Source organism: Neisseria macacae ATCC 33926 (genome assembly GCF_022749495.1).
Lineage (GTDB): Bacteria > Pseudomonadota > Gammaproteobacteria > Burkholderiales > Neisseriaceae > Neisseria > Neisseria macacae.
This window is the reverse complement of sequence record NZ_CP094241.1, coordinates 1,048,447-1,072,540: the sequence shown is the minus strand read 5'-3', so window position 1 is coordinate 1,072,540 and position 24,094 is coordinate 1,048,447. Positions and strand designations below refer to the sequence as shown.

Annotated in this window: 25 protein-coding genes; 3 read left to right on the top strand and 22 right to left on the bottom strand. The window is 52.1% G+C overall.

The window, feature by feature from the left end:
• Positions 1-408 precede the first annotated feature (408 nt).
• Positions 409-1,521, bottom strand: a complete 1,113-nt coding sequence (locus MON40_RS05170; RefSeq protein ID WP_003779345.1) for an ABC transporter permease — start codon at positions 1,519-1,521, stop codon at positions 409-411.
• 325 nt (positions 1,522-1,846) lie between these two features.
• On the opposite strand from MON40_RS05170, the gene MON40_RS05165 reads away from it, so the two are divergent.
• Positions 1,847-2,305, top strand: coding sequence for a hypothetical protein (locus MON40_RS05165; protein WP_003779341.1), 459 nt, complete (start codon positions 1,847-1,849; stop codon positions 2,303-2,305).
• A 114-nt stretch (positions 2,306-2,419) separates the two neighbouring features.
• Here the strand turns inward: MON40_RS05165 and MON40_RS05160 are convergent, their stop codons facing one another.
• From MON40_RS05160 to rluD, 10 genes are all read right to left on the bottom strand, one after another.
• Entirely contained in the window at positions 2,420-3,112 is a 693-nt protein-coding gene (locus MON40_RS05160; RefSeq protein WP_003779340.1) for an aspartate/glutamate racemase family protein, read from the bottom strand.
• A gap of 37 nt (positions 3,113-3,149) precedes the next feature.
• Positions 3,150-3,500, bottom strand: a complete 351-nt coding sequence (locus tag MON40_RS05155) for an MmcQ/YjbR family DNA-binding protein (RefSeq protein ID WP_003779339.1) — start codon at positions 3,498-3,500, stop codon at positions 3,150-3,152.
• Positions 3,501-3,675: 175 nt separating this feature from the next.
• Positions 3,676-6,765, bottom strand: coding sequence for an ABC transporter ATP-binding protein/permease (locus MON40_RS05150; protein WP_003779338.1), 3,090 nt, complete (start codon positions 6,763-6,765; stop codon positions 3,676-3,678).
• A gap of 39 nt (positions 6,766-6,804) precedes the next feature.
• A complete protein-coding gene (locus tag MON40_RS05145) occupies positions 6,805-7,185 on the bottom strand; it encodes a VOC family protein (RefSeq protein WP_003779337.1) in 381 nt (126 codons plus the stop codon).
• Between the two features lie 47 nt (positions 7,186-7,232).
• On the bottom strand, positions 7,233-7,361 hold the full coding sequence (locus tag MON40_RS13365; RefSeq protein WP_003779336.1) for a hypothetical protein: 129 nt from the start codon (positions 7,359-7,361) through the stop codon (positions 7,233-7,235).
• Between the two features lie 57 nt (positions 7,362-7,418).
• A complete protein-coding gene (locus MON40_RS05140; protein WP_242926016.1) occupies positions 7,419-7,976 on the bottom strand; it encodes a hypothetical protein in 558 nt (185 codons plus the stop codon).
• Positions 7,977-8,049: 73 nt separating this feature from the next.
• Entirely contained in the window at positions 8,050-8,760 is a 711-nt protein-coding gene (locus MON40_RS05135) for a class I SAM-dependent methyltransferase (protein WP_003779331.1), read from the bottom strand.
• Between the two features lie 244 nt (positions 8,761-9,004).
• Positions 9,005-9,775: a peptidoglycan editing factor PgeF gene (gene pgeF / locus MON40_RS05130; RefSeq protein ID WP_003779329.1), complete on the bottom strand. Its 771-nt coding sequence runs from the start codon at positions 9,773-9,775 to the stop codon at positions 9,005-9,007.
• Between the two features lie 227 nt (positions 9,776-10,002).
• Complete coding sequence (locus MON40_RS05125) at positions 10,003-10,584, bottom strand: hypothetical protein (RefSeq protein WP_039863151.1); 582 nt, start codon at positions 10,582-10,584, stop codon at positions 10,003-10,005.
• A gap of 1 nt (position 10,585) precedes the next feature.
• Positions 10,586-11,710: a 23S rRNA pseudouridine(1911/1915/1917) synthase RluD gene (gene rluD, locus MON40_RS05120; protein ID WP_003779326.1), complete on the bottom strand. Its 1,125-nt coding sequence runs from the start codon at positions 11,708-11,710 to the stop codon at positions 10,586-10,588.
• On the opposite strand from rluD, the gene MON40_RS05115 reads away from it, so the two are divergent.
• Positions 11,709-12,515 carry an outer membrane protein assembly factor BamD gene (locus MON40_RS05115; RefSeq protein ID WP_003755523.1) on the top strand — a complete coding sequence of 269 codons (807 nt, stop codon included), beginning with the start codon at positions 11,709-11,711 and terminating at the stop codon, positions 12,513-12,515. The genes rluD and MON40_RS05115 overlap by 2 nt on opposite strands.
• Positions 12,516-12,807: 292 nt before the next feature.
• The gene (locus MON40_RS05110) at positions 12,808-13,173 is read left to right on the top strand and encodes a DUF3969 family protein (protein WP_003779325.1); all 366 of its coding nucleotides are present in this window, start codon (positions 12,808-12,810) and stop codon (positions 13,171-13,173) included.
• 373 nt (positions 13,174-13,546) lie between these two features.
• Here the strand turns inward: MON40_RS05110 and MON40_RS05105 are convergent, their stop codons facing one another.
• From MON40_RS05105 to odhB, 11 genes are all read right to left on the bottom strand, one after another.
• Positions 13,547-13,822, bottom strand: a complete 276-nt coding sequence (locus MON40_RS05105; protein ID WP_242926015.1) for a hypothetical protein — start codon at positions 13,820-13,822, stop codon at positions 13,547-13,549.
• Complete coding sequence (locus MON40_RS05100) at positions 13,823-14,092, bottom strand: hypothetical protein (protein ID WP_242926014.1); 270 nt, start codon at positions 14,090-14,092, stop codon at positions 13,823-13,825. It abuts the gene before it with no gap.
• Positions 14,085-14,483 carry a phage holin family protein gene (locus MON40_RS05095; RefSeq protein ID WP_003779322.1) on the bottom strand — a complete coding sequence of 133 codons (399 nt, stop codon included), beginning with the start codon at positions 14,481-14,483 and terminating at the stop codon, positions 14,085-14,087. Before MON40_RS05095 ends, MON40_RS05100 begins: the two co-directional genes overlap by 8 nt.
• Before the next feature lie 141 nt (positions 14,484-14,624).
• A complete protein-coding gene (locus tag MON40_RS05090; RefSeq protein WP_003764337.1) occupies positions 14,625-15,059 on the bottom strand; it encodes an ElaB/YgaM/YqjD family protein in 435 nt (144 codons plus the stop codon).
• Positions 15,060-15,291: 232 nt separating this feature from the next.
• Entirely contained in the window at positions 15,292-17,811 is a 2,520-nt protein-coding gene (locus MON40_RS05085; protein WP_003779319.1) for a TonB-dependent siderophore receptor, read from the bottom strand.
• Between the two features lie 348 nt (positions 17,812-18,159).
• On the bottom strand, positions 18,160-19,050 hold the full coding sequence (gene sucD / locus MON40_RS05080) for a succinate--CoA ligase subunit alpha (RefSeq protein ID WP_003745608.1): 891 nt from the start codon (positions 19,048-19,050) through the stop codon (positions 18,160-18,162).
• Between the two features lie 10 nt (positions 19,051-19,060).
• Complete coding sequence (gene sucC / locus MON40_RS05075; protein ID WP_003779317.1) at positions 19,061-20,227, bottom strand: ADP-forming succinate--CoA ligase subunit beta; 1,167 nt, start codon at positions 20,225-20,227, stop codon at positions 19,061-19,063.
• A 98-nt stretch (positions 20,228-20,325) separates the two neighbouring features.
• Complete coding sequence (locus tag MON40_RS05070) at positions 20,326-20,613, bottom strand: hypothetical protein (RefSeq protein ID WP_003755543.1); 288 nt, start codon at positions 20,611-20,613, stop codon at positions 20,326-20,328.
• Between the two features lie 199 nt (positions 20,614-20,812).
• The gene (gene lpdA / locus MON40_RS05065; protein WP_003779316.1) at positions 20,813-22,246 is read right to left on the bottom strand and encodes a dihydrolipoyl dehydrogenase; all 1,434 of its coding nucleotides are present in this window, start codon (positions 22,244-22,246) and stop codon (positions 20,813-20,815) included.
• A gap of 195 nt (positions 22,247-22,441) precedes the next feature.
• Positions 22,442-22,711 (bottom strand): hypothetical protein, encoded by a 270-nt coding sequence (locus MON40_RS05060; RefSeq protein WP_039405330.1) that lies wholly within the window; start codon positions 22,709-22,711, stop codon positions 22,442-22,444.
• A 192-nt stretch (positions 22,712-22,903) separates the two neighbouring features.
• On the bottom strand, positions 22,904-24,085 hold the full coding sequence (gene odhB / locus MON40_RS05055) for a 2-oxoglutarate dehydrogenase complex dihydrolipoyllysine-residue succinyltransferase (RefSeq protein ID WP_003779313.1): 1,182 nt from the start codon (positions 24,083-24,085) through the stop codon (positions 22,904-22,906).
• Positions 24,086-24,094 lie beyond the last annotated feature (9 nt).

The window sequence follows — 24,094 nt, the reverse complement described above, 5'->3', positions numbered from 1 at the left end:
AACGTTTTCAGACGACCTTTTGTTTATCTTACACATAAATATAGTGGATTAAATTTAAATCAGGACAAGGCGACGAAGCCGCAGACAGTACAGATAGTACGGCAAGGCGAGGTAACGCCGTACTGTTTTAAAGTTAATCCACTATAAAATTTGCCGCAACGGCTTCAGAATGTGCGTTCTCCTGTTGGAGCGACCTTTCAGAAGATTTTTTGCGAAACCTGAATGTAAGCCTGCGGCTTACCGCCCTCTCCCTAACCCTCTCCCACGGGGAGAGGGGACAAAATTGGCTGGAAATCCCAAACACGGTTGGGTTTCAGCATCCTCACTCCCCTCTCCCCGTGGGAGAGGGCTAGGGAGAGGGCAGCAAACCGTCAGGTTTGCTTTTTAGCAATACTTGGCGGGTCAACCTCAACCCTGCCGTTCCAACATCCCTTGAAACCGCAACAATGCCAGCCACAAGAATCCTACGCCGATACAGCCCATGATCAGCATATGTCCCCACACGATTTCAATCCCCGCGCCGCGGAACAGGATGTCTTGCGAGAATTTCACAAACTGCGTCAGCGGCCAATATTCGCTGATCAGTTGCGCCGCGTGCGGCATGTTGCTGCGCGGGGATGCGCCGCCGGCAAACAAGTTCATCACGATATACACCGGCAGCATCAGCATACCAAACTGCCCCATCGTCGATGCGAACGTGGCAATCATGATGCCCAGCGACGCCACCGAAAACAGGAACAACGCCAGCCCTACCGCATAAAGCGGCACCGAGCCGATGAGCGGCACGCCTATGCTCAAATGCACGATAAACCACAGCGACGACAACGCCGCCACCCAAATCACGGCGGCATTTGCCAGCACTTTGCCCATCATCAGTTCGAACGCATTGACCGGCATCACCAGCAAATGCTCGATTGTGCCGCGTTCGCGTTCGCGGATAACCGCCGCCCCCGTCAATAAAATCAGCAACATACATGACATCGAGCCGATTTGCGAAGTCGGCATGAACCACGCGCTCTCGCCGTTGGGATTGTAATAAGTGTTAATGACGGGGCTGATTAACTCCGGTCGCGTCACGCCGGTGAATTCGTAAATTTCGCGGTTGATAATTTGCGAAAGATAAGACGCGCCCACCCCCGCCTGCGTCATCGACGTCGCATCAACCAAAAGCTGCAAATCAGGATTGCGCCCCGCCGCCATGTCGCGCTGAAAATTGGGCGGCACTTCCAAAATAAAGGTGAATTCGCCCTTGTCCATCAATTCGTCCGAATCCTCGCGCCGCACGTCCTCTACCGGTTTGAAAAACGGATGCTGCACGGCATCGCGGATGCGCATGGACAAAACCGAACGGTCTTGGTCGATGATGCCGACGGTGGCGTTTTTCAAATCCGCGCCGACCTGCGACATCTGATAAATCGTGGCGGTGAAGATGTACGCAATCAGCACCATCAGCACCGGATCAGTCAGCACGCTGCGGAACTCTTTGAGCATCAGGGTCAGAATGTTTTTCAGGGTACGCATGGGGATTCCTGTTGGTAGCTTGCCTTCTCAAAGGTCGTCTGAAAAATTGTCCGGCTGTTTTTCAGCTTTACAGCCTCGGTTTTCCCATTAAAAGTCCGACAGCAGGTTCGCTGTGTACACACAATAGAGTCTGTTTTTTCCTAAAAAATCCGTCGAAACGCAGCGGATAAAGACAACGCATATGGAATCGGCTACCATGCCGATTGGTCAATCCGACTCGTTTAGTCAGACCGACGATGTATAATTATGTTTTTCAAATAAGGTCATTTGGGATCAGCTTTGATTTCAGACGACCTATTTCATCAATCCAATCTAAGGAACTATGATGTCCGTCAAACCTTTACTGCTCTGCCTGCTTCTCGCTTCCCCTACCGCCTTTGCCGGCAATCTGTCCTGCCATGAAAGCCCGAAATCCACGGGCAACCCCGAACTCGATGCCATCATAACCCGCTACGAATGCCGTTATACCGGTTCGCTGCAACAAGCCTACTCCGCCTTTATGAAGCAAGGTTACAACGGCGAAGCGCCCTACCCTAAAACCGTTCCTTCCACCCTGCCGCGTAAAAACCTGACTCTGAACGGTAAAGAAAAAATGGACTGCGGCAACACGGAAAACGCACAACCCGAAACCTTTGAATGGTCCTTCAAACTGCGCCGTAAAAATCTCAATCATATCAATATGGAATACCAAAGTTTGGATTGCGCTTCAGGCGCTCATACCAATACGGAATTTAACCTCAACGGAAAAACCGTCAAAATTATTCACAAAGTTTACTCTTCATAAGCGGATAACATCTATATCCTGAAATTTGGCGTTTGCCGCATCATGGGTGGGACTACGGATAAACTGATACGAAATGGAAAACCCACTCCGTAGCAGTTTAATCAGCAGTCCCACTTATTCCGCCAGCGCCGCATCTACCGCCGCAAGCGCATGGATGGCGGTGCTGTCGAACACGGGCAGCGGGCTGTCGGTTTCGTTTACGAGCAGGCAGATTTCAGTGCAGCCAAGTATCACGCCCTGCGCGCCTTCCTTTTTCAGACGACCTATCACGTCGTAAAAGTAGCGGGCGGATTCGGGGCGGATGCGGTTCAGACACAGTTCGTCAAAAATAATGCGGTGGATTTCGTCTTGTTCGGCGGCGGTCGGAGTTATGGTTTGCACACCCTGCGAACTCATGCGCTCCGTATAAAAACCGTCGCTCATGGTAAAGCGCGTGCCGAGCAGGCCGACGGCGGACAAGCCCTGCCGTTTGATGGCGGCGGCGGTGGCATCGACGACGTGCAGCAAGGGGATGCCGGCCGCCTGTTCGATGGCGGGGGCGACTTTGTGCATGGTGTTGGTGGCGAGCAGCAAAAAATCCGCGCCGCCCGCTTCCAGCTTCCGCGCGCTTTGCGCCAACACGTTTCCTGCCGCCGCCCAATCGCCGCTTTTCTGCAAACGGACGATTTCTTCAAAATCCACGCTGTCGAGCAGGATTTTGGCGCTGCGGTTGCCGCCCAAGCGGCGGTTGGTCTCGCGGTTGATGATTTGGTAGTAAAGCACGGTGCTTTCGGGACTCATGCCGCCGATGATGCCTATGGTTTTCATGTTTTTCCTTTCGTTTGATGTGTGGAGTTAATCAATCCTAGCGTGTCAGCACGAAGCTGTCGTCTATCAGCCGCCACACGTTTTCTGCGGGCGTTTGCGCCAATACGATACTCAACCAGTGTTCTTTGTTCATGTGGTAGGCGGGCAGGATGCCTACCGTCGCGCGCCATGCGCCGATGTGTTCGGGGCGGCATTTGACGTTGACAATTTCCGTCAGACCGCCCTCGCCCATGCCGAGTTTTTCAGACGGTACGGGCATATACAGGCAGAACCATTTGCGGTTGCCCGTGTGACGGAACACGGCAAAGTCGGGAGATTTCACCCACGGATATTCCGCCGCCGCGCCGTAGCGTTCGGCCAGTCCGTCAAACAGGATTGTTCGGTTCATGGCGTTTCTTCCTTTATAGTGGGCTAAGTTTAAACCAGTACTGCGTTACCTCGCCTTGTCGTGCTACTTGCACTGTCTGCGGCTTCGTTGCCTTGTCCTGATTTAAACTTAACCCACTATATTTAAGGAATAAATCAGGCATCAATACCCGCCTGCTGAGTTTTCAGACGACCTCTCACTTCTCCTGTTTCTTCAACAACACGCACGCCAGAATCAGGCTGGTGGCGGCAAAGGCGGCGATGGCGGCGTATTCATGCAGCAGGTCGGCGGTGTGCAGCCCTTTGGTGAAGCTGCCGACGCTGACGGTGTAGTACCACGACGACGGGAAGGTTTTGCCGATAACCAGCGCGCCGCCTTCCATGGTGGACAGCGGGTAGAGAAAGCCGGAATAGGTTTGCGCGGGGATCATAGTGATGATGGCGGTGGCGAAGATGGCGGCGAGCTGGGAGCGCACGAAGCAGGAAATCAAAAGCCCCAGCGCGGTGCTGGCGGACACCATCAAGAGCGTGCCGACGGCGAGTCCGGCAAACGAGCCTTTGAGCGGTACGCCGAACAGGTAAATAATCATCAGCATCATGGCGGCGAAATTGACCATGCCGACGGCGATATAGGGAAGCTGTTTGCCGATCAGATATTGCGCCACGGCGGCGGGCGATGCGTAGAAATTGGCGATGGAACCGATTTCGCGTTCGCGCACCACGCCGACCGCCGACATCATGGCGGGTATCATCATCAACACCAGCATCATCACGCCCGGGGCGATGGCGTTGATGCTGTCGAAATCCTGATTGTACATAAAGCGCGGTTCGATGCCGGCGGGGGCTTTGAGCGAAACGGGCAGCCCGCTTTCGGCGATGCGGTCTTTGGTGTAGGCGGTGATCAGGCTGCCGATGTAGCCGCGGATATTGGTGGCGTTAAACGGCATGGAACCGTCCACATAAAACCCAACTTCGGGTTTGAGCCCGCGCGCCAAATCGCGCCCGAAACCGCTCGGAATATCGATGACCAATATGGCGCCGGAGCTTTTGAGCACGGTGTCGATTTCGGCTTCGGACCGTATCGGCGGCTGTTGGAGGAAGTAGCGCGAACCGTCGAAATACTCAACCAGCTCGCGGCTGGCGGCAGTTTGGTCGCGGTCGTAAACGGCGAATTTCAGATTCCGCACGTCAAACGAAATCCCCCACGATACCGACGCCATGATAATCAGCGGGCCGAACACGGCGAAAAACAGGCGGATTTTGTCGCGCAAAAGCTCTTTGGCTTCGCGGCGGGCAAAGGTCCAAATCATGGAGAAACGGTATTTGAAGTTTTGGGTGTCGGGCGTTGCCGACGGATTTTCAGACGGCCTCGGATGGTGTTTTTCAGGGTCGTCTGAAAACTCCGAATGCCCGTCATCCGATTCCACTTCCGCGTGCGTGGCTTGCGCCACACACCCTACGGTCGGTTCGGACAATTCCGCTTTATTGTTCACAGGTAGGGTGTGTGAACTTTGTTCACGCACGCCGTTTTGGGTTTCAGACGACCCTGTATCTTTTCCTTGAAGGTCGTCTGAAAATTCAGAATGCCTGTCGTCCGATTCCCCTTCCGCGTGCGTGGCTTGCGCCACACACCCTACGGTCAGAGTTTCCGCCGGTAGGGTGTGCGAACCTTGTTCACGCACGCCGTCTGTATTTTGGCGAAACTCGCGCTGATCACTTTCAGAGTGCGCAGCCTCCTGACGGGACGACCTTTCCCCACCTTCCCCGCCTTCCGCTTCAATCAGATACTGCACAAACGCTTCTTCCAAATCCGGCGCATTCTGCCTTGCCGCCAGTTCGGCGGGCGTGCCCACCGCCAACACGCGGCCTTTGTGCATAAAGGAAATGCGGTCGCAGCGGGCGGCTTCGTTCATAAAGTGGGTGGAAACGAAAATGGTGATTTTGTCTTCGCGGGAGAGTTTCAGAAGATGCCGCCAGAACATATCGCGCGCAGCGGGATCGACCCCCGAAGTCGGTTCGTCCAAAATCAACACTTCGGGATGGTGCAGACAGGCGGCGGCCAGTTGCAGGCGTTGGCGGATACCCAGCGGCAGCGATGCAGGCGCGGTGTCGGCAACGTCTGCCAAATCAAACTGTTGCAGGGCTTCCTCCACCGCCGCCGCGCCTTTAGCGCCCATCTGGTAAAGTCTGGCGTGCAAATCCAGATTGCGGCGCACGCTCAGTTCCTCATACAGCGAAAACGCCTGCGACATATAGCCGACGCGCATTTTGGTGTCCAAGCCGCCCGCGTCTATCGGCTTGCCCAACAGCGTGGCGTCGCCTTCGGTCGCTTCCAGCAGGCCGGTCAGCATTTTCATGGTGGTGGACTTGCCGCAGCCGTTGCTGCCGAGAAAGCCGAAAATCTCGCCTTTTTGAATGGTAAAGCTGACATGGTCCACAGCAGTGAAATCGCCGAAACGCTTGGTCAGCCCGTGCGCTTCCATCGCGGGCGGCGCATCGGGATCGGGGACGAACGGCGTAATGTCCAAACCGCCCGAACCTTGCTGTTTTTCCGGCGGCAGCATTTTGACGTAGGCCTCTTCTAATACGTCGGTGCCGTAGTCCGCCAGCACGTCGGCAGTAGGCTTGTTTTCCAGCAGCCTGCCCGCGTCCATCGCCAGCAGCCGCTCGAAACGCTGCGCCTCTTCAATATAGGCGGTCGCCACAATCACGGTCATGCCCGCGTGTTCCCGCCGCAAATCGTCCACCAACGCCCAAAACTGGCGGCGCGACAAAGGGTCCACACCCGTGGTCGGTTCGTCCAGAATCAGCAAATCCGGACTGTGCACCAGCGCGCAGCACAAACTCAGCTTCTGCTTCATCCCGCCCGAGAGCTTGCCAGCCGCCCTGCCGGAAAACGGCGCAAGGCGGGTCGCCTCCATCAGCCGCGCAATCTGCCGCGTGCGTTCCTGCCCGTCCAAACCAAACAGCCGCGCGTGGAAATCGATATTCTCATACACCGACAAGGTAGGATACAGGTTGCGCCCCAAACCCTGCGGCATAAAGGCGATGCGGTGCGACAAATCCCGCCGCACGTCCTTGTCCGCCATATCGCCGCCCAACACTTCCACCCGTCCGTCCTGAATCACCTTCACCCCCGCCATCAACGAGAGCAGCGTCGATTTGCCCACCCCGTCCGGCCCGATCAAACCGACCGTCGCGCCTTTCGGAATGTCCAGCGACACATCGTCAAGCGCAAGGGTCTTGCCGTAGCGGTGGGAAAGGTTTTGGATAGAAACGGTGTTCATGATGCAGCCTTTTTTGCAGAAAACGGGATTTCAGACGACCTATTCGTAACGGCTGATTTCCAAAAGATTGCCGTCAGGGTCGCGCAAATAAACCGACCGTATCGCGCCGACCGCTCCCGTGCGCGGAACAATCCCGCTGATGGCTTCCACACCGTGCGAAGCCAATTCTTCCAAAACCTGCTCCAACGGCGTCTCCGTCAACAAACACAAATCCGCCGTACCGCAGGCAGCATTTTCAGCATGAGGCACAGCTTCCGCCCCGCGCATGTGCAGATTGATTTTCTGCCTGCCAAACAACAAAGCCTTGCGCCCCTCGCCAAACGTGATTTCTTCCATACCCAAAATACGGGTATAAAAATCAATGCTGCGGGAAATATCGGCAACGGTTAAAACCAAATGATCCAGCGAAGTAATCTTCATTTTTTGTATCTCCTTAGTTCCGTTTTGACTTGGTTGCAAGCAACGAATTAATCAGGCTTCCGACTTAAAACTTCTGCCAACGTTTTACCCGCAGGCGTGTATTCGCCTTCTTTTTCTCCGTAAAAGCCCGAATCCGCCAACAAAATCTGTAAATCGTCGGGAACGTAGTCTGTCATTCCGAAAAGGTCGTCTGAAAATCATCCGCCCTGCTTTCAGACGACCTCAAACCGACATCATCCCCAAAACGCTTCTTCAAATCCCGCCGCACATTCGAGCGACAGTTCTCGGTACAGCAAATCGTGCAATGCCGCACTTAATTCTGCAGCCGTACAACAGCCTTCTTCATCATAAACCGCCCTGCCCTCCGCCTGCCATTTTTGTTCAAAATCAGAAATAGCCAATAAAGTTTGCATCAACGCAGCCACAGACGGCGCGATAAGGCGGCGGTTTTCCACCGTGCCGTAACCGGTCATCAGCCAATAAACAGGGCTGTCGGGTGCGACGGTATCGGCAAAAAGAATCGAATCGTCAAACATTACGCCAAACACCGCCCATTCTTCGCGCCAGCCTTCTATCGGCAAATATTGTTTAGCTCTGATGTCCCAACCAAAAGCCCAATCGTTCCAAATATCCGGCAGCCTTGCATAAGTCAGCCATTGCAAAAACTGGGTTTCCATTTCTAGCCAATAATCAACACTAGGATTTTTTCCCTGCCACATACCGTCCATATGGCGGTAAAACCCGTCCAACGCGCCCAAATGCAGATGCCGCCCGCCTTCCAACGGCGGCAATTCTTGCCGCGTTTAAGTGTAGGGAAAGCCGAAGGTCAGGGCGAAAGTTTGGATAAGGGCATCGTTCATCGGATTATCTCCCACATTCTGACGGTTTGACAGCGGCGAAAACAACAAAATTATAATGTTGGAAATACAAATCGGCCTGAAGCCCGGCGTCGCGCAGCCATTGGAACTGGTCGGATAACGTAGCCATGCGGTCGAGTTTGATGCGTTCGAATGCGGCATTTTTCTCGGCTTCGGTCAGCGCGATGTTATGCATAACATGATGCCGCCATGCTTCGGTATAGGTGCGTTCGGAGGCTGCGGTTTCGCCCAACACCTGGTCGGCGTTGATAAAGCGGCCGTTTGGCGCAAGTAGGCGGGCAACTTGATGAAACAGCGATTGTTTCTGCCCGTTTTCCAAATGATGGATGGCCAAACCGGACACAATCAGGTCGAAATCACCCTCCGGCAGGCCTGCAGCTTCGTCCAACCGCGCCAAATCCTGCGCCATATAACGGAAATTCGGCAGGCCTTGGAAACGCTGCCGGGCTTGAGCAAGCATCTGCATGGAAATATCGACCAAAGTATATTCGGCATCAGGACAACGTGCGTGTACAAATGCACTCATCAAACCCGTACCCGCACCCAAATCAAGTACGCGGCGCACATTAGGCACACCTGCGGCCAAGTCGGCGGCGGTTTGGTAAAACAGGTCAAAGCAGGGTATCAGGGCGCGGCGTTGACCGTCGTATTGTGCGGATACGGCGTTGAATTGATTTTGTATGGACTGGGTATCCATATTAATTATCCTTTCTTTCAAATCAAATATACGGTTTCCTTGTTTTCAGACGGCCTCAATAGCGTCATATGCAATGACAAATACCGCCTGATTTATCTAAAGGATACAACGAACAAAGGTCGTCTGAAAACCGTTCCTGAAATTGAGGAAACCGATATTTTCAGACGACCTTAACGATATTGGAACCGATACGCTTAACAACGGCTTTTTTCAGTCAAATATCGGATACACGGTTTACCGCGCATTATTCCGCCAACCAAATCAGGCTGACCATGCGGCCGGTTTGTCCGTCACGGCGGTAAGAGAAGAAAGTGTCGCGCTCCAAGACGGTGCAGTGTGTGCCGCCGTAGATCATGTCCACCCCTTCGCGGCGCAGAACCAAACGCGCCAGTGCGTAGATGTCGGCAAGATATTTACCGCCGCCGATGTCTTCGAATGCGTCCTCAGCTTCGGGCATGGGCGTACAAAATGCGTCGAACACGTCTTGTCCGACTTCGAATGCGTCCGCGCCGATGGCAGGGCCGAGATATGCCATGATTTCGACGGGCGCGACATTCATCGCGGCTATGGTGTTTTGCAATACGCCGCCCGCCAAACCGCGCCAGCCTGCATGTGCGGCAGCGACGACCGTACCGGCTTTATCGCAGAACAAGACAGGCAGGCAGTCGGCAGTCATTGCGGCGCAGGCGGCTTTGCCTGTGTTGTCCACCGAAGCGTCTGCATCGGGCGTGTTGCCCAATGCGTCGGCGGCATTGACGACGATGGTGCTATGGATTTGATTGAGGTAGGCAACGGGCAGCCCGACCTGTTCCTGCACAATTTCACGATTGCGGCGCACGGCATCAGGATCATCGCCGACGTGCGAACCGAGGTTCAAACTTTGATACACGCCTTGGCTCACGCCGCCGTTGCGGGTGGTAATCAGGGTTTTCACGTTGGCGGGCGCAGGCCAGTCGGCTGTCAGGAAATTTTTGCCTTGCGGGGCGAGGTTTAGGGTTTCTGTGATGGTTTTCATGTTTTATCTGAGTAAGGAAAGGTTTGAAAAGAATGCGTCTATCAGTCTCGACAAGCCACATTGTATAGTGGATTAAATTTAAATCAGGACAAGGCGACGAAGCCGCAGACAGTACAGATAGTACGGCAAGGCGAGGCAACGCCGTACTGGTTTATAGTTAATCCACTATACTTTTTCAGACGACCTTTTCATCTACTGCGTGAAAGCTATTTGAACATTCGATCAGACTAGTTGTACAAACCGTTTTCATCTAAAGGCAGATTCATCTGCTTGGCAATATTTTGTGCGGCAGCCGCGAAATCTTCTTTGTCTGACGGTTTGCTATGAATAAAAGTCAAAATTCGAACGTATGGTGCGGGATATGGACGGCGATATTCCAGCGTAAAAAATTCTCCATAGAGATCGCCTCTCCATCTAATTGCCGATAAGTGGTCATTTTCAGAAAGAAGATATTCCATAACGATTTCGCTGCCTTCCCAATGCGTCAGGACTCGTTTGACAGGGTCGTATCTCCAAAACTTATCCTGTAATTTTTCCAATGCTCTTTTTTTGGATGATAGAGACACATACGGGAAGGACAAAATCATTATCAAAAGATATGACAGCATGAAGACACCGGAGCCTATGTTCAGAATCTCCATATCTTCCATGTTCCGCGTACCCAACCATACGGGCAGCGCAATCATGTAAACGATGGCAGCTTTAGTGGGAAGTCGATATGTTTTTTCAGATGTCAAATTGCCGTAACCCGCCAGCCACTGCATTTCGCCGTCCATTTGTGCAAGATTTACCAAATCTGAAGAAGACATCTTAATCCCTCACATAAACCACTTCGACATCGTAGTCGTCTTCGTTCCAATCATCGTCGTCATCCGTGCCGAGTTTGTCCTGCCATTCTTCTTCGTTGCTCAAAGACGAATCCAAGCCTGCTTCGAGGCGCAGGACGGAGAGCAGGTGGTAAATATCGTCGGGAATCGGGGCTTCAAAAGAGACGGTTTCGCCGGTTTTCGGATGGACGAAACTTAAGCGGTAGGCGTGCAAAGCCTGACGCGCGCCCAGACTTTTAACGGCTTCTTTTACCGGTTCGCTGCACGGATGACGCAGGTTGCCGTAAACAGGGTCGGCGGCAAGCGGGTGGTTGGCTTCGCGCATATGGACGCGGATTTGGTGCGTCCTGCCTGTTTCGAGCGAGCATTCGATGTAGCTGTGGGCAAGATAGCGTTCCAACACTTTGACATGTGTCACGGCAGGTTTGCCGCCGAATTTGACGACCGCCATTTTCAGGCGGTTGTGCGGATCGCGTCCGATTTGGGTTTCGATTTTGCCGTCAAAGGGAACGATGCCGTTGGCGACGGCGCGGTAGATGCGTTTGACCGTGCGCTCTTGAAGCTGTTGCACGAGGGAATTTTGTGCGGGCAGGGTTTTGGCGACCACCATCAGGCCGCTGGTTTCTTTGTCTAGCCTGTGGACGATGCCCGCGCGCGGAATCTGGCTCAATTCGGGACAATGCGCCAATAAACCGTTGAGCAGCGTCCCCGTCCAGTTGCCTGCGGCGGGGTGGACGACCAGTCCGGCGGGTTTGTTGACGACGATGACGGTATCGTCTTCGTACACAATATCCAAATCCATCGCTTCGGGTTTGAACGCGAGATTCTCTTCGCTCGGACGTACCGTTACGCTGATGGATTCTCCGCCTATCATTTTGTCTTTGGGTTGGGCGGGCTTATCGTTTACAATGACCGCGCCTTCTTTAATCCACGATGTCAGGCGGCTGCGCGAATAATCAGGCATGAGCTTTGCCAACAAAGCATCCAGCCGCCCGCCCGCAAGCTCCAGCGGAACAGTCAAATTAACACAACTTTCTGCTTCGGGGGCTGACGTAAAGTCTAAATCGTCGCTATAATCGGCTTCATTATCAAAGGAAGTATTCTGCATGAAAAAAATTCTTTTAGTAGTTTCGTTAAGTCTGGCACTGGGTGCCTGTGCAAGCAATAAAGGTACGGTCGATAAAGACGCGCAAATCACACAAGATTGGAACGTGGAAAAACTCTATGCCGAAGCGCATGACGAGTTGAACAGCAGCAATTATACGCGAGCCATCAAGTTATACGAAATTTTAGAATCCCGCTTCCCCAACGGCCGCTACGCGCAACAGGCGCAACTGGATACCGCATACGCCTATTACAAAGACGACGAGCCTGAAAAAGCCCTCGCCGCCATCGACCGCTTCCAGCGCCATCACCCGCAACATCCGAATATGGATTACGCGCTTTACCTCAAAGGCTTGGTTTTGTTCAACGAAGACCAATCCTTCCTCAACAAACTCGCCTCCCAAGACTGGTCCGACCGCGACCCTAAAGCCAACCGCAGCGCATACCAAGCGTTTGCCGAATTGGTACAACGCTATCCGGAGAGCAAATACGCCGCCGACGCCACCGAGCGCATGGCAAAACTGGTGGACGCTTTGGGCGGTAACGAAATCTCCGTTGCCCGCTACTACATGAAACGCGGCGCCTACCTCGCCGCAGTCAACCGCGCCCAAAAAATCGTCGAGCGTTACCAAAATACCCGCTACGTCGAAGAATCGCTCGCTATGATGGAGCTGGCTTACAAAAAACTGGACAAACCCCAACTCGCCGCCGACACCCGCCGCGTCTTGGAAACCAACTTCCCGCAAAGCCCGTTTCTGCAACACCAATGGCAGCCGAACGATATGCCTTGGTGGCGCTACTGGCGTTAAGGCTTGAAGTTTAAAGCATAGTGATACCGTATCGCCCTATGCTTTTCTGAAACCAAAGGTCGTCTGAAACTGAAAAATACAGTTTCAGACGATCTTTTTATGTTTCAAGCAATCGTTATTCGTGGGCAAAGCCCACGCTACCTTCCTGGTTATGATGGTTTTGGAGATTGTATTATTTTGAACATACGAAAACCGGTTTGTTTTTTTGATGGCAAACCAAAGCAAAGATAAGGTCATTCATAGTAATATTGATAATATGTGCTTTGACATTTAAACGAAGAGAAAGACGACTATGAAAATCTCAATAGATACAAGCAATCTAGATCAGTTTAAATTTTTGCTTAATACCTTACTCCTGGGGGGAGTAACATCGCTATTGCAAAAGAAAGCAAATATTGATGATATAGAATATTTAATGTTTGGGCCGAAGAGTATTGAACTTTTAAAATTGATTCCTATTGAATCCATATACTCAGATATTATTCACCAAGGTACGGAAATCGAAGATATAGCAAGTTTATTTCCTGATAAATTAGATGATTATTTGGAATCTATACAAAAAACAATATTAAATAACTATCAATCTATATCTCTATCCAAACAAGACCCAATTAACATTACCTTGTTGTTTGATAAGACTGAATATTTGGTTAAATGAATCATAGTAATCGTATGGTAGCCGTAGCGTGGGCTTCGCCCACGAATCCCCAAACTAAAAAAGTCGTCTGAAACCCAACTTTCAGACGACCTTTTTATGTTTCAAGCAATCGTTATTCGTGGGCAAAGCCCACGCTACCGCTCCTACATCGCCTGACCGAGTGCGACATTTCAAAAATATAACGAATGCAAACAAAAGCCTCTATACCTCCATTCTCCGACCAAAGCTACAACCCGTAGCGTGGGCTTCGCCCACGAATTCCAAAAATACAAAAAGGTCGTCTGAAACACAAACCTAGTTTTTCAGACGACCTCTCCACGACCTCACTCACTTCAGCAAATTTCAACGCAAACGCTGCCAATCCAACCCACAATTACCTCCAGCAGCCGTCATTCCCGCGCAGGCGGGAATCCATCGGAAACCCTAAGAAACAGATATTCAAAAACAGTTGCCAAAATTCAAAAGTGGATTCCCGCCTGCGCGGGAATGACGGCAGACAAATATCCCGTCGGATACGGTTATCCCAACCCACGCCGACAACCCAAAATCGTCTGAAACCCACCGTAGCGTGGGCTTCGCCCACGAACTCCACAAATACAAAAAGGTCGTCTGAAACCCAACTTTCAGACGACCTTCTTTCTAATCCCATCTACTTCATCGCAGCCTTCAACGCAAACGCTGCCAGCAGTGCGCCGAAGCGGTATTTGCGCGGAATGGCGAGTCCTGCCGTTTTATACAGCAGGCTTGTCTGCGTCAACTCGTTGCCCAAATCCAGCAGCTTCATCAGCGTGTCCGACTTGCGTTCTTCCTGTTCCTTCAATTTTCGCTGTTTCAAATACGATGCCTCAATCCTCAGGCGGACGAGTTTGGCTTCCAGTTGCAGCAGTTCGCGTGCTTCATCGCGTTCCGTTTTACTCATCGTCCCCTCCTTCCTGCATATCTTGACCGCGCAGGCAGGCGATGTCTGCCCGGATGTCCTGCAAGGTTGCCGCGATTTGGTTGTTTTGGCTGCGCCAATCTTTTGACACTTTACCGAACAAAATCGCAATGACGATCAGGCTGAGGACGGTTATCCCGAAAAATACCCATATCGCCGCGGTATCCGACAACGCGCGGTTTAGCCCGAACAATAGGCTGATGAATGCAATCAGCAGCAATATGCCCGATACGACCAGCCATATGATAATGCGGAACACGTTTTCCGCCTGCTCCGCCAAATCCAGATTCAAAATCTGCAACCGCAGCAAAAGCAAATCAATACCTTGATTCAGCAGCGTTTTTGTATGTTCGATATTTTGTCTGATACCCATATTCCGATTTCCCTGATTGCTCCGAAACGGACAATCCGAAGGCTTTGGGGTCGTCTGAAACCTTCGCCGCCCCTCATAAGCAAACGCCGCCGGAACAAGACTTTGGGAAATCGTGTCCGGACGGCATTCCTGTTTGACCGATTATCGGCGGTTCAGCAAGACGCCGACGACCAAGCCTGCCAGTGCGGCAAAGCCCATTGCGTAATAAGGTTTGTCGTGTACGGCTGCATCGGCTTGGCGCGCGCCGCGTTTGATGCGGTCACCCGCTTCTTCTCCAAACTCGGCAAAGCGTTTTTTGCCTTCTTTGAAACGCTCTTCTGCCAATTCTTCAAATTCGTCGTATTTTTCGCGCGCGCGGTCGGCATGATGTCTGATGCGCTCGCCTGCTTCGTCTTCAAAACGATACAAACGCTCTTTGGCGGCTTCGAGTTTTTCCTGCAATTTGGCTTTGGCTTTTTTACCTTCTTCCGAACCGGCTTCCACGCCTTTGGTGTACAGCTCTTCGACATCGTTCATTACATCTTGAATGTCTTTCAACAAAGCTTCTTTGCGGGATTCAAAATCATGTTTTTTCATTACCTTCTCCTTGATGTCCTTACCGTTGAAATAACAGATTGTTCATCTGTTAATCGATTATAACCCCTTTACACTTCTTCTCAAGTCAATTCGGCTAAAGGTGGTTTGAAAACATGTAAAGATTGACGCGGGAGATAAAAAGGTCGTCTGAAAACTTTCAGACGACCGTTGGGCCTCTTTAAAACTTTTCTATCATACAAACTGCTTCTTGGAAGGGTTCCATGCAAACAGCCTACCACTTAATTTTCAAGGCAACAGAGGCGTTGCGCGGCTTGCCGTAAAAATTGCTGCGGGAGTTGGTGTAATAGCGTTTATTGGTCAGGTTGCCGACGTTGACCGCCAGTGCGGCGTGTTTGTTGATTTTATAGCGCGCCATGACGTTCCATATCGAGTAGGAAGGCTGCCACAGGGCTTTGGGTTTGTCGGAAACGTAATATTGCCCGTTGGAAAGACCATGCCCCCAAGGTTTGGGCTTGGTGCCGCTGACCCAACGCATCCCCACCCCCATCGTCAGCTTGGGCGTAAAGTCGTAGCTGGTGAAGAATTTGAAGGTTTTATCCGGCGCGGTATAGGTGCCGCCGTACTCCAGATTCATGTCGTCCCCCAAGTCGTTGGAGGAGTTGGGCGCGTCGTAAGGTTTGTCTATCTTCAGTTTGACAAAGCCCGCCTGCATCCGCCATTTCGGGGTAATCTGTCCGGCAAGGTTAATGTCGAACCCCCTGCTGGTATAGCCCTTGCCTGTACCGTATTCCCAATCACCTTGGAAGCACCACGGTTCGTTGCCGTTTTCCCCGCCGTATTTCCATTCGTAACAACGCGAGCCTGTAGGTTCGAGCGTGGGGTAATTTTTCTGGGTCATGGTGAAGTAAGACAGGGCGAAATTCAGCTTGTCGTTCCACAAGCCGCCTTTGATGCCGACTTCTTTGGAATTGCCGGTAATCGGCGGCAGCCATCCGCCGCCCTCGCCATAGGCCGGCCTGTTCCTTAAGACATTGTTGGTTTTCAGGATGCCGGTATAGCTGGCGTAGGCATTGATGGTCGGCGTCAGTTCTACAATCACGCCGCCATACGGAACGAATTTGCGCACCGTATCGTGATACATCCTGCTTTTATTGTGATCGGGGGCGTACCCTTCGTCGGGCATTTCAACCGTATCGTCCGTTATCACGTTGTTTTTGTTTTTGTAAAACGACCATTTCCCGCCCCCTTTGTCCCGCCATGTCAGCCAACGCCCGCCTATCACTGCCGTCAGCCACTTGGCCGGCTTGAGTTTCAGGGCAAAATAGGGTCCGTATTGCTCCGAAGCCAAATGATCGCGGGAAATCAATCCGTCCGGTCCCAATTTTTTCTCCCAAGCCCGGTTGTACCCCAGCATGGGATAGCTGCCGTTATTCCAATAATCAAGCGGAATCGCCTGCCATAAATAGAAATTACGGTCTATCGGTTCTCCCGTCATGGCCGCAATACCTGTAGGCTTGGCATCATCGACATTCAATTCGCCGCTGCTGCTGAAATTATAATCGTCCCTCGTCTGGGTATGGCGGATGCCGCTAAAACCGACAATAAACTGCTGATCCTGTTCAAAAAGTTTGAAACGGCTGTCCAGATGGATATCGAACGCCTTGTCGTCGTATTTGTCGCGTTCGCGGCCGAAATCATAAGTTGCCGCGTTAAATTGCGGCGCGTAGCCGTTTACCCCCATATCGCCGTAACGCAAGTCGCTTTTGGTGCGGCTGCGGGTATAGGCAGTTTGCAGCTTGATATGGTCGTTGAAATGATGTTTGTATTCGGCAAACATATTGTCGCTGGTGGCTTTGTTAAACGCCCATTCCGCCCCGTTGTTGAAGCTCGGGGGAACGTCGCGGGCATCTATCCAATGTGTCGGGGAATCCCCCAACTCGAAATCATAATCCTGGGTAACTTTCGAATAACGCATCAACCCCTTGGTCGGCGCACCGGTAACGTTGCGGTGCTGACGGCTGAAGCCAAACGTAAAGCTGTCTTTGTCGGTTGGCGTCCAATCGAATACAGTGTAGAAGGCATGGGATTTGCGTTTGATTCTGTCCATAAAGCTGTCGCCGTCCTCCCATGTTCCGACGATGCGGCCGCGCAAGGTTTGGGATTTGTTCAATGCACCACCGTAATCGAATTCGACACGTTTGTTGTTCCAAGAACCGTATTTCAGGTTCAATTCCCCCGATTTTTTCGCCATCGGGCGTTTGCGCACGAAATTGACGCTGGCCGCCGGATCGCCCACTCCGGTGCTCAGCCCGTTCGAACCGCGGATGATTTCCACCCTGTCGTAAAGATAGCTGTCCTGTGCGGCAATAAAGCGCGGCCCGCCGAGCAGGTATTTATTGGCCAGCACACCGTCAAGCTGGTAATTGTCGACGGGAAAGCCGCGCGAATAATACTGGGCTTCGCCCATGCCGGTAACGGAGTCCTGCAAGACGGTAATACCCGGCGTTTCTTCCAGCACCTGATCAAGATTCTGCAAATTCTGATCCTGCATCTGCTGCTGGGTGAAAACGGTTACACTTTGCGGGGTTTCTTTGAGTTTCAAGTCAAGTTTGGTGGCCGAGGTGCTGCCTTTTACGGTGTAGTTGCCATTACTCTGGGCGGGTGTATTTCTTGCCCCCTTTACGGTAATTTCGTTCAGATTGACTTTATCGGGTACAGTTTGAGCATATGCGGATGAAAATGCAAAAGCGATGACGATACTCAAACAGTTAGGCTGCCACAGGCTGTTCATAACTGCTCCTTAATGGGAAATGAATTCAGATATGAGTAAGGTCGTCTGAAAAAGTAAGATAGGAAGATGTTGATATGATTGATTTATTTTTGAGAATGATTATATATTGAATAAAAATTAAAGATAACACTGCAAAGTATAGAATATCCGACAATTTATGTAGCTTATGCGACAATCTGTACGATATAGTGGATTAACTTTAAACCACTATAATCCACTATAACGCTGGAAACAAACGCCTAACGAAATTTGCAGATTATGGCAAACCAAGTAAAAAGGTCGTCTGAAAACCTGTTTCCAAGTTTTCAGACGACCTTTCGGTTTTTCAGTCAAAACGACTAAGCGTTATTACGCCAAGCCTTTTGCTTTCAACACTTCCAGCATGGTACTGCCCAATTCGGCAGGGCTGCGGGTGTAGGCGATGCCGGCTTTTTCGAAAGCGGCGAATTTTTCTTCCGCAGTACCTTTGCCGCCGGAGATAATCGCACCGGCGTGGCCCATGCGTTTGCCTTTAGGAGCGGTCACACCTGCGATGTAGCCGACAACAGGTTTGGTTACGTTGGATTGGATGTATTCGGCTGCTTCTTCTTCCGCAGTACCGCCGATTTCACCGATCATGATGATGGCGTCGGTATCGGGGTCTTCTTGGAAGAGTTTCAGCGCGTCGATTTGGTTCATGCCCGGAATCGGATCGCCGCCGATACCGATACAGGTTGATTGACCCAAGCCCAGTTTGGTGGTTTGTGCCACGGCTTCGTAAGTCAATGTACCGGAACGGGAAATGATGCCGATGCGGCCAGGAGTGTGGATGTGGCCCGGCATAATACCGATTTTGCACTCGCCCGGAGTAATCACGCCCGGGCAGTTAGGGCCGACCAAACGTGTACCGTTGCCGTTGGTTTCCAAGTAGCGTTTGGCTTTGAGCATGTCCAGAGTCGGCACGCCTTCGGTAATCACAACCACCAAGCCTACGCCGGAATCAACGGCTTCAACGATAGAATCCAACACAAACGGAGCCGGAACGTAAATCACGGATGCGTCCGCGCCGGTTTCTTTAACGGCTTCTTTCATGGTGTTGAACACGGGCAGGTTCAGGTGGGTTTGACCGCCTTTACCCGGGGTAACGCCGCCGACGACTTTAGTGCCGTAAGCCAGAGCTTGTTCGGAGTGGAAAGTACCGTTTTTACCGGTGAAACCTTGAACCAATACTTTGGTGTCTTTATTAATCAATACGCTCATTCTTTTCTCCTTAGGCGTTTACGGCTGCGACAATTTTTTCGGCTGCGTCATTCAGGCCGTCGGCGGAAGTCAGTTTCAGACCTGATTCGTTCAGGATTTTCGCGCCGAGTTCGGCGTTATTGCCTTCCAGACGGACAACGACAGGCACGTCAACGTTGATTTCTTTAACGGCTGCCACGATGGCTTCCGCAATCATGTCGCAACGGACGATACCGCCGAAGATGTTGATCAATACGCCTTTAACGGATTTGTCTTCGAGAATCAGTTTGAACGCTTCAACCACGCGCTCTTTGGTCGCGCCGCCGCCTACGTCGAGGAAGTTGGCAGGTTGGCCGCCTTTCAGTTTGATGATGTCCATGGTTGCCATCGCCAAACCTGCGCCGTTCACCATACAGCCGATGTTGCCTTCCAGTGCAACGTAGTTCAGGTCGAATTCGGAGGCTTTCAGCTCGCGTTCGTTTTCTTGGGATTTGTCGCGCAATTCGGCGATTTTCGGCAGACGGTAGAGGGCGTTGCTGTCGATACCGATTTTGCCGTCCACGCAGGCCAGCGCGCCGTTTTCGCGGACTGCCAGCGGGTTCACTTCAAACAGGGCGAAGTCATTTTCAACAAACGCTTTGTACGCGCCGGTCATCAGTTTGACGAACTCGTTGATTTGTTTGTCTTTCAAGCCCAGTTGGAACGCAACTTCACGCGCTTGGCAAGGTTGCAGGCCGACCAGCGGGTCAACGGTTACTTTGAAGATTTTTTCAGGGGTTTCGGCGGCAACTTTTTCGATTTCCACACCGCCCTCGGTCGAAGCCATGAACGTAATGCGACGGGTAGAACGGTCGACCACCGCGCCCAAATACAGCTCGGTTTGCACCGGATACATGTCTTCGCAAACCAAAACGCTGTTGACCGGCTGACCGCTGGCATCGGTTTGATAAGTAACCAGATTGGTGCCAATCAGGCTTTCCGCCACTTCTTTGGCTTCTTCACGGCTTTTGACGACTTTTACACCGCCCGCTTTACCGCGTCCGCCTGCGTGGACTTGGGCTTTAACGACGGCAAATTTGCCGCCCAGTTTGTCGTAAGCGGCTGCGGCTTCTTCGCCGTTGTGCGCCAAAATACCGCCTTGCACGGGCAAGCCGTAGCTTGCCAGCAGTTCTTTAGCCTGATACTCGTGTAGATTCATGGATTTCTCCTTTAGATTAGTGGAATGCCCTGAGACTGCCCATAAATGACAACCCCGTGCGTTTCAGACGACCTTTCGGCGGTCGGAAAATCGTCGTTTCACTTGCTGAACGGCAACCACATCCGCGCAAGCAGATACATGATTGCACCGCCGCCCCCGAGGATAAAAAAGACGATGCCTTTTTTACGCGAATTCGGGCAGAGCAGGTAAACAGCAAGGCTGAAACTGATAAACAACAATGCTACGCGCCAAACCAATTCTTTGTCTTTGAAACGGTTGAGCGTATAAGTTTCGGTCATCATCACATACATTTGCCACAACGCGGCCATACACATGCTGATGATGCCCATCGGTATAAACAGGATACCGATTACTTCTTTATTCATAATCAAATGCTGTCTGTGAATGTGTCGCCGATTATATAGTAGATTCTGCTTAAATCGTCATTCCGGTCAGGGAACAATAGCAACTGATACGCTCTATTTTCTCTCTATACCTATCGGAACATTGCTTCCGAACATTCATCTTTCCGAAAAGGTCGTCTGAAAAAGTTTCAGACGACCTTTTATGCTTTACTTGACCTCATCAGCCGTGCAAAGCGCGTTTGTCGGCGGCCAGTGCGGCTTCGTGAACCACTTCGGACAAGGTCGGATGGGCATGAATGATGCGGGCGATGTCTTCGCTGCTGGCGAAGAATTCGAGCGCAGTGACGCCTTCAGTAACCAATTCGCTGACGACCGGACCGATCATGTGTACGCCCAAGATGCGGTCGGTTTTGGCATCCGCCAACACTTTGACCGTACCTTTTGCCTTACCCATTGCCAACGCGCGGCCGTTTGCACCGAAGCCGGAAGTGCCTTTTTTGTATTCCACGCCTTCGGCTTTGAGCTGCTCTTCGGTTTTGCCGACCCAAGCGATTTCGGGGTCGGTGTAAATCACGAACGGTACGCTGTTGAAGTCGATATGCGGTTTCTGACCGGCGATGCGCTCGGCAACCGCCACGCCTTCGTCGCTGGCTTTGTGCGCCAGCATCGGACCGCGAACCACGTCGCCGATTGCCCAGACATTAGGCAGGTTGGTGCGGCATTCGCCGTCCACTTTGATAAAGCCGCGCTCGTCTTTTTCCAAGCCGACGGCTTCGGCGTTCAAGCCTTTGGTGTTCGGAATACGACCGATGGCGACGATGAGTTTGTCGAATACTTCGGTTTTGGCTTCGCCTGCGGCAGTTTGGTAGGCAACGGAAACACCTTTGCCTTCAGATTTGATGTCGCCGATTTTCACGCCCAACTCGATGCTCAAGCCCTGCTCTTTGGTGAAGTATTTGAAGGCTTCTTTGGCGATTTGCTGGTCGGCGGCGGCAAGGAAGGTCGGCATGGCTTCGAGGATGGTGACCTGCGAACCGACGCGGTTCCATACAGAACCCATTTCCAAACCAATCACGCCCGAACCGATGACGCCCAGTTTGGCGGGCACTTCGGTCAGGTTCAATGCGCCTTCGTTGTCCAATACGTTTACATTATCGATGGCAACCTGTGGCAGCGGACGCGGCACGGAACCGGTCGCTACGATGACGTGTTTGGCTTCGATAACGGTTTTCTCGCCTTTGTTATCGACTTCGATTTGGTAGGCATCGCCGTTTTTTCCGGCAAATGAAGCCGTACCGAACAGGCTGGTTACTTTGTTTTTTTGGAACAGGAATTTCACGCCGCCGGTGAGCTTGGTTACGATGGCGTCTTTGCGCGCAATCATTTTCGCCGCGTCGAATTTGATGTCGCCGACGCTGATACCGTGTTCGGCAAAATCATGCTGCGCAGCGTGGAAATGTTCGCTGGATTGCAACAGAGCTTTGGAAGGAATGCAGCCGACGTTCAGGCAGGTGCCGCCCAGCGCGGGCGCGTCGCCTGCTTTGTTGACGCCCGCATCGACACAGGCGGTTTTAAAACCCAGTTGGGCGGCGCGGATGGCGGCAACGTATCCGCCGGGACCTGCGCCGATGACTACTACATCGTATTGAGACATGTGAAAAATCCTTTGTTGTTTGATATTTTTGCCGCAGGAAAACCTTCAGCAAAAGTTTATCCACTATATTTTGCATGAGAGGTCGTCTGAAAACGCGGCTTCAACAAAATTAAAACTTATTCTGCCTTTTTCAGAGTGCGAAGCCTGCTCACAGGCACGACCTATTCAAATTTCAGCCCGATTGGTTCGGACGCATCAGCGGCGGCAGGAATGCGGACTGTATTCCCTGACTTCCTGTCCGGTAAAATTGTTGTAAACGCGCACGGTAGCGTGCAGATAACGTTTGCACAAAACGCTGCGGGCGACGGGAATGCCTGCTTTGTTGCTGTCCATTTCAAAACGCTTGTTCAACATTCTGCCGCGCGCATCATAAGCGTTGACGGAATATTCCTTGCCTTCGAATGCGGCACACGCGCCAAGCAGGGAAACGACAGCCAAAAGCGGAAACAGGGAGATGGGTTTCATGGATACGCTCCTATGGATTTTCAAGCGTTTGCTTCTGCACGAAAAATGGCAGCAACAAACTTTCTCCCTTAGATTTCAAACATCCTGCTGTTTTCAGACGACCTTTTTCGTTTCAAGGTCGTCTGAAAGCCAGTAAGCAGCCCGATTTCAAACTGCTCTGTTTTTATCCGCTTTATATCCCTTTGGCGGCGTTTACAGATCCAACAACAGGCGTGCCGGATCTTCCAGCGCGTCTTTGATGGCAACCAAAGTCAGCACGGCTTCGCGGCCGTCGATGATGCGGTGGTCGTAAGAGAGTGCCAGATACATCATCGGACGGACGACAACTTGGCCGTTTTCCACGACTGCGCGCTCTTTGGTCGCGTGCATACCCAAAATGGCGGATTGCGGCGGATTGATAATCGGGGTGGACATCATTGAACCGAACGTACCGCCGTTGGTAATACTGAACGTACCGCCGGTCAAATCTTCCAGCGCGATTTTACCGTCTTTGGCTTTTTTGGCGTAATCAACGATGGCTTGTTCGATGTCGGCAATACTCATTTGGTCGGCATCTCGCAGAATCGGAACGACCAGACCGCGCGGGCTGCCGATAGCGATACCGATGTCGAAGTAACCGTGATAAACGATGTCGCTGCCGTCAACGGAGGCATTGACCACCGGATATTTTTTCAGCGCGGCAACGGCTGCTTTGACGAAGAAAGACATGAAGCCGAGTTTGACGCCGTGTTCTTTCTCGAATTTTTCTTTGTATTTCGCACGCAAGTCCATGATGGGTTTCATGTTGACTTCGTTGAACGTAGTCAGAATCGCGTTTTCTTGTTGCGAAGCCAAGAGACGTTCGGCAACACGGGCGCGTAGGCGGCTCATCGGAACGCGTTGTTCCGGACGTGCACCCGCGGGAACAGGTACAGGAGCGGCAGCGGGCGCAGCGGCAGGTTTGGCGGCGGCGTTTTGCACATCTTCTTTCAAGACGCGACCGTCACGACCGGAACCTTGCAGCGCGTTCACATCCACGCCGGTTTCGGCTGCCAGTTTCGCAGCGGCAGGCATGGCGGCATTGGTTTGCGCAGCGGCGGGAGCGGCTTCAGGCGCAGGAGCGGCGGCTGGGGCTTCAGCAGAAGCGGAAGCGGTAGCAGCGGTGTCGATGCGTGCCAATACTTGCTCGGCGGCAACGGTTTCGCCGTTTTGAGCAATGATTTCAACCAATACGCCGGCTTGTGGGGAAGGTACTTCCAAAACCACTTTGTCGGTTTCGATGTCAATCAGGATTTCGTCGCGCGCTACGGCTTCGCCGACTTTTTTCTTCCATTCCAAGAGCGTGCCTTCGGATACGCTTTCGGACAGCATAGGTACTTTTACATCAATAATCATTTTGTGTCT